This window comes from Synechococcus sp. R55.8 (assembly GCF_047461895.1).
Lineage (GTDB): Bacteria > Cyanobacteriota > Cyanobacteriia > Thermostichales > Thermostichaceae > Thermostichus.
Genome location: NZ_JANSIB010000131.1, coordinates 1 through 6,191, shown reverse-complemented (window position 1 = coordinate 6,191; position 6,191 = coordinate 1). Strand labels below are relative to the sequence as shown.

Annotated in this window: 6 protein-coding genes; all 6 read right to left on the bottom strand. The window is 56.7% G+C overall.

Annotation, left to right across the window (positions count from 1 at the left end; all coding sequences use genetic code 11):
• Positions 1-28 precede the first annotated feature (28 nt).
• Complete coding sequence (gene rlmD, locus NW829_RS11425; RefSeq protein ID WP_414417126.1) at positions 29-1,423, bottom strand: 23S rRNA (uracil(1939)-C(5))-methyltransferase RlmD; 1,395 nt, start codon at positions 1,421-1,423, stop codon at positions 29-31.
• A 151-nt stretch (positions 1,424-1,574) separates the two neighbouring features.
• On the bottom strand, positions 1,575-2,762 hold the full coding sequence (locus tag NW829_RS11420) for a GNAT family N-acetyltransferase (RefSeq protein ID WP_414389545.1): 1,188 nt from the start codon (positions 2,760-2,762) through the stop codon (positions 1,575-1,577).
• A gap of 241 nt (positions 2,763-3,003) precedes the next feature.
• Positions 3,004-4,062: an ATP-grasp domain-containing protein gene (locus NW829_RS11415; protein ID WP_414329283.1), complete on the bottom strand. Its 1,059-nt coding sequence runs from the start codon at positions 4,060-4,062 to the stop codon at positions 3,004-3,006.
• 39 nt (positions 4,063-4,101) lie between these two features.
• The gene (locus tag NW829_RS11410) at positions 4,102-4,920 is read right to left on the bottom strand and encodes an alpha/beta hydrolase-fold protein (protein WP_414417125.1); all 819 of its coding nucleotides are present in this window, start codon (positions 4,918-4,920) and stop codon (positions 4,102-4,104) included.
• A 66-nt stretch (positions 4,921-4,986) separates the two neighbouring features.
• Positions 4,987-5,640 carry an LON peptidase substrate-binding domain-containing protein gene (locus NW829_RS11405; RefSeq protein WP_011432147.1) on the bottom strand — a complete coding sequence of 218 codons (654 nt, stop codon included), beginning with the start codon at positions 5,638-5,640 and terminating at the stop codon, positions 4,987-4,989.
• Positions 5,641-5,735: 95 nt separating this feature from the next.
• On the bottom strand, positions 5,736-6,191 hold a 456-nt coding region (ruvC, locus tag NW829_RS11400), incomplete at its 5' end, for a crossover junction endodeoxyribonuclease RuvC (protein WP_414417124.1).

The window sequence follows — 6,191 nt, the reverse complement described above, 5'->3', positions numbered from 1 at the left end:
CGCGCCTTTTGGTCAGGGTGCGTACTCTTCAAACTCGCTCCAAAAAGGCCACCCCCTCCACATGCCCGGTTTGGGGAAAGAAGTCAGCCGCCCGCCATTGGGTAAGGCGATAGGATCCCTCTGCCAGTAGGATCTGCAAGTCTCGCGCCAAAGTGGCAGGGTGACAGCTAATGTAGACGATGCGTGGTGGTCGTCGCAGCTTTAGGGTCTCGAGCACTTGGCGGTTGCAGCCGCGCCGCGGCGGATCCAGCACCACAATGTCGGCAGGGGGCAGGGTCGGCAAAACCTGTTCCACCGTGCCCTGGAAAAATTGGGCTGAGGCGATACCGTTGAACTGGGCATTGTAGCGGGCTTGGGCCACCGCTTCCGGCAAAGCTTCCACCCCCATCGCCCGTTTCGCCCGTTGCGCCAGCAGCAAGGTTAAGGTGCCGATGCCACAGTAGGCATCCAGGATGGTTTCCTCTCCCCGCAGGTTCAGTTGGTCGGCTATCCAGGTAAAAAAGGCTTCTGCTTGCTCTGTGTTGACCTGGAAGAAAGAGGTGCTGTCGATCCAGAGGGAAAAACCGGCAAATTCCTCCCGCAAAGACCCCCGACCGGCAATCACCTCAGTCTCCGGGCCGAAGATGGCATTGGTGCGGGCCGAGTTGAGATTGAGACAGACCCCCACCAGGTCAGGGTAGCGCTGCATCCAGCGTTCGGCCCAGCTTTCCAGATGGGGCAGGCGACGACTGCAACTGACCAAGGTCAGGAGCACCTCGCGGGTACGGCGACCGATGCGCAAACCCAAGTGGCGGAGATGACCTTGGTGACGACTTTCGTCGTAGACACTCCAGCCCGTTTCTTGGAGATCCCGCTTGATTTCCCTCAGGAACACATCCAGCCGCTCGTCTTGCACGGGGCATTGGTTGAGGTTCACCAGGCGGTGGCTGCCCCGTTGGTAGTAGCCCATGCGCAAGGGCTGGCCCTCCGGTTTGGCCATGGGGTAGGTGACCTTGTTGCGATAGCGCAGCGGCTGCTGGGATCCCAAAATAGGGACAGGCTGCGGCAGAGTCAGACCGCCAATCCGCTCCAGTGCATCCCTGAGGATTTGCTGCTTGGTGGCCAATTGCTGGGCATAGCTGACATGTTGCCATTGGCAGCCACCACATTTGTCCGCCACAATGCAGGCTGGTCGCACCCGTTGGGGAGAGGGAGAAATCAGCGACCGAATTCGCCCGACCAAGTAGTTGCGCTTGATCTCGGTTATTTGGGCCACCACCTGATCCCCGGGCACCGCCTGGGACACAAACACCACTCGCCCTTGTCCAAGTCCTACCGTGTGGGCAATGCCATCTCCCTGGGGGGTCAGGGCCGTGACCTCCAACGCCAAGAGATCCCCAGGTTTAACGGGATCAGGAAGGCCGGAAGGGATCGGATGTTCCATTAGGCTGTTTCGCCGAAATTCGAAATAACTATAACCATAGGTCAGGTCGTGTTGGCTGGAGTCAGCATTGCCGGAAAAAGCTGTAGCAAGGCAAAAAGCATGTCAGCCGCCAACTGCTTACGGGATTGAAAACCCCATCCAATGAAGTGGTTCACTCCTTGGTCAAAGCAGATAGAGAAGGCAAAACATCTTCTCGAAAAGGAACCTCGTTTTGATTCACGTTCTCCAGCTCGGCCAACATGAGAGGGTTAACCCGGTTTAGGTAGGGCACCAAAACCTGTTGTAGCCTTCGGCTGTAGAAGCGGTGGTAGCTGTACACAGGCGTGGCCGGAAATCCCCGTCGAATCTTATGGGATCCCCCTGCGCCGGGATCAAAGTTGCGGATCCCTTCTCGGATGGCGAGGGCAATGGGCTCGTAGTAGCAAACGTTAAAGTGCAAAAACTTCACCTCCTCCCGACAACCCCAGTAGCGCCCGAACAGGCGATCTCCCTTACGAATACAAAAAGACATCCCCACAATTTCTGCATTCCGTTCCCCGGCCACCAGCACAACTCGCTCCCGATAGTTGGGATAGAGAGACTCGAAAAAGCGGCGATTGAGATATTTGCTCCAGTTCCAAAATTGGGCGCAGGTGTTGCTGTAAAAGTCGTACATGAGAGACAACAGGCGGGGCGTGATCTCCTCTCCTGTGTAAATCTTGAGTTCTAGGCCGCTTTTTTCCATTGCAGCCCGCTCTCGCTTGATGTTGCGCCGCTGGTTGGCATTGAACTGGCTCAAAAAGTCTTCGTAAGAGCGGTAGCCGGGGTTGTGCCACTGGTAGTTGTGGGTGATCCGGGGCGTAAATCCATCCGACTCCAATTGAGTCCGCCAGTCCAGATCTACATAAAGCAAGCTAAACACCGAAATATCCTTCTCTTGGCAAAACCGGTCAATGGCTGCCAGCATCAACGACCACACCTCTGCTTCCGAATACTCGGGATGGACGAGGATGCGATAGCCCGTGGCCGGGGTGAAGGGGGCCATGCCGATTAACTTCGGGTAGTAGCGTTCCCCCAATTGGCCTGCAACTGCAGCCCATTCTTGGTCAAAGACAAACTCCCCTTGACTGTGGCTTTTCAAATACAAGGGGGCAGCAGCAATCAACCGGCCGTCTGCCTCCACCAACAGGTGACAGGGCAGCCACCCTGTCCTGCGGCTGGCACAACCTGAGCTCTCTAGGCTGTGCAACCATTCGTATTCCAAAAAAGGAGAGGTGCGCTCCGTTTGCAAGGCATGCCAGGCCCCTGCTGGGATCTCGCGAATATCGTGGCACCAGCGCCATTTCAACCCGGTTGACATTTGCCTGCTCGGATCAGACCAACCCGCCGTGCAATTGCCTCAGCTTGGCCGGGAAAAGGCCCCCAATGCTCTTGCCGACTCAAGAGGGGATCCCCCGCCGCCAAATGCAGCACCTGGCAGGATCCCTGCGCCTGCTTGATTATGGACCACCCTGAAGCGGGGTCGGAAACCACGCTGCTGCTCCTTTGCCCGTCCACAACTTCTCCGGCGGAAAACCACACTTGTGGGTTCTGGTTTGATTTTAATCGGGATCCCTGGGCTCGTAGTAACGGTTGGCCAATTCCAAAGCCATCTGAAACTTCTGCTCGCGGGTGAGATCGGCCCGTCGGGCAATGTGGGCAAAGCGGTTGATATCTGGGGGCAGGAAGTCGAAAGGACGCTGTTCCCGCACGATGTCCAAGACCAAATCGCAAAGGGCCTGCTGGTAATCGTTATAGAAGATCTCTCCCAAAGCCTTGAGCCGCCCATCGGGCACCGGATTGTTAAAGTCGATGGCCTGCAGCTCTCCCTGCTCGTCGATGAATAGCTCCACCGAGTTCATTTCATAGCCCAAAACTCGATTGATAATCCGACAGGTATTGATGACTTTCTGGCCCATTTCCGGAGTAAGAAATTCTGGATCAAACAGATATTCGCTGGCATCGAACTTGCGAAAGATATACTTGATCGGAATGATCTTTCGGCCAATGCAGAGGGCGCGAATCTGCCAAGGGTAAGGGGTTTTGACCTTCTCTTGGATCATCATCACCTGAGATCCAGAGCGGTCGTAAAAATAGAGGAGCTGCTCCATGTTGTGGGCTATTTCTACTCCAATGGCCTCTCGCCCCTCCGCCGGCTTGATCACCATTGGCCAGCCCAGGTCTTCTGCCATCCCCTGCCAATCGAAAAACTTGTGATACTTAAAGTCCTCTGCTTTCAATGCGGGGGCTTCTTTAGGGGGCAGAATGTAAGTTTTGGGGATGGAGATCCCCAGCTCTTTGACCACCATGTAGGCAGCATCTTTGTTGCGCAGGTAGTAATAAAAGCTAAAGGGGTTGTTGATGAGGTAAACCCCCCGAAAGGCAAAGCCCATGAACAGGCCGATGGCTTGGGGGTAAAGGTAGCTGAAGCGATCCAGGATCAAGCGATACTTGGTGCGGTAATCCAGGTTCACCTCATGAATGGTGACATGTTCGGCCCGGATCTTGTAAGTTTGGCCGTTGCGAGCTTGAACAGGGGGAAGTGCGTTGAGGCGGGCCAGAGTATCGTCCCCGAAAGGCTCGCTGAAGTGCAGGCTGCCAACCCAATAGTCTTCAATCATCAAAGCTCTCTCGTCAAAAGCTATTCCCTGCAAGGGATCCTACGCGAAGGCGCGGATTTGCGCTTGCCAAGTGGGCCAATCGTGATTCCCCTCCCATACCTCCAGTTGATGGGGGATGTTGTTGCGGCTAAGCACTTCCGCCAGACGCAGGTTGTCGCTGAGGCAGTGGTCGTGGCGAGCGGTGAGCAGCTTCAGCTCGGTGTTGCGCCCGCCCAAGTGATCCCAGAGTTGCCGGCTCATGTTGGACATATAGGCCAGCGGGTTGATGAAATACAGCTCCTGCTCTGCCCGTTGGGGATCCCAGCCGGTGACAGAGCCGAGAGCGGCCACATCGTAGGGCCCCCCCAGAGCCAAACAACGGCGCACTAGGCCGGGATGCCGACAGGTGAGGTTGACAGCATGGGTAGCTCCCAGGGAAAACCCAGCCACCACCAGAAACTCATTTTGCGCCTCGGCCTTGGCGTAGGGGATCAGCTCTTCTACCCAGTGCTGCTCCAGCAACAGCCAACGATCCCGCCGTTGGGGCAAGTCCAGCTGGCGGTTGAACAAAGTCTCCCAATCTAGGGTTTCCACGCAAAAAGCCTGCAAATAGCCCTGTTCCAGATGATGGCTGAGGCTGGCAATAATGCCGCGATCTTCCACGTCAAAAAAACGCCCGTTGCTGGTGGGCAGACAGATCAGCGGGTAGCCGTGATGCCCAAAGTGGAGCATCTCCATTTCCCGGCCCAAGATCTGAGAGGGAAAGCGCAAGTAGCGGCGAGCGTAGGCCATGAAAAACGGGGAAGGGATCCTCAAGAAATACCCAACCTTTCCGGGGGAAGCATTCTGCTCTGCCTGGTCGAGAAAGGCAAAGGGCACTCTCTGGAAAGGTCCACAAGAGCCACCAGAACAGATGGGAGCAGACCTGACCAACTGACAGGAACCTCAGGAAATTTCCGTGAACAGATCCTTGAGGGCCGTGCGGGCGGCCAAGTGCTTGCGGGTGGACTCGAGAATTTCGGCTTCCCGGCGCAGCCGCCTTTCGGTACTGACCATTTCCAGCAGAGCTTGCTGCTCTTGGGGGGCCCCATGGAAGTGGCTAGCCACCCAGTAGGACAGTTCTATGGGGGTGGTGGGGAGCTGCTCTGGCAACTGTGCATCCCGCTCCATTAGCTTGCCCGAGAGACGCACCACATCTTGAAGGAGAGTGGTAACCTGGCGCACCCAGCTCTGCAGGTCATCGGAAGGGGTGGTCGGCTCATCCTCAATCCATTCCACCAGCCCCACCCGGAAGGGTTTTTCCCGCACGTAATCCAAGACGCGGAAGCGCTGCTGCCCCAAGGTCAAAATGTCCATGCGGTCATCCGGCAATCGCTGCACCTGCAACACCTCAGCACAACAGCCCACCCGCACTGGGGATCCCGTCTGGGGATTGAACATCAGCACCCCAAAGCGGCGATCCGTCTCCAGAATGGTGTTGATCATCATGCGGTAGCGGTACTCGAAAATGTGCAGCGGCAGAGGGCGGCCCGGAAACAGCACCACCTCCGGCAAGGGAAACAGCGGTAGCTCGCGAACATCCACGGAAGAAGAAGGCATAGGGCTTGTGCTTCTCGCTGTACTGAGTCTAGCCCATCTTTATTGGCCAATCTTTATCTCTGCTAAAGGTAGGGGATTGACAGGGAGGGGATCCCTCAAGAGAAGCGGTGGTGCCAGACTGTGATGGCAATCGCCAAGGCATCGGCGGCATCATCCGGGCGGGGCAAGCTGGGCAGGTTGAGTTCCCGGGCCACGGCAGCTTGTACAGCCTGCTTGTCGGCGCGTCCGTAGCCTGTCAAACTTTGCTTGACTTGGGCGGGCGTAAACTCCACCGGCAACAGATGATGCTGGGCCAAGGTGAGCAGGATCACGCCACGGGCTTGGGCGATGGCAATGGTATTGCCCATTTTGTAGAAAAAAAGTTTTTCCAGCCCCACCTGATGCGGGCGCAGTTGGCGCAGCAACTGGCTCAAATCCTCGTGCAGCGTTTGCAGCCGCTCCGGCATCGAGTGTTGGCTGGGGGTGCTGATCACCCCATAATCCACAGGTTTCAACCCCGCAGATCCCGCCAGAATGCAACCAAAACCCATGGTTCCCAGACCTGGATCTAG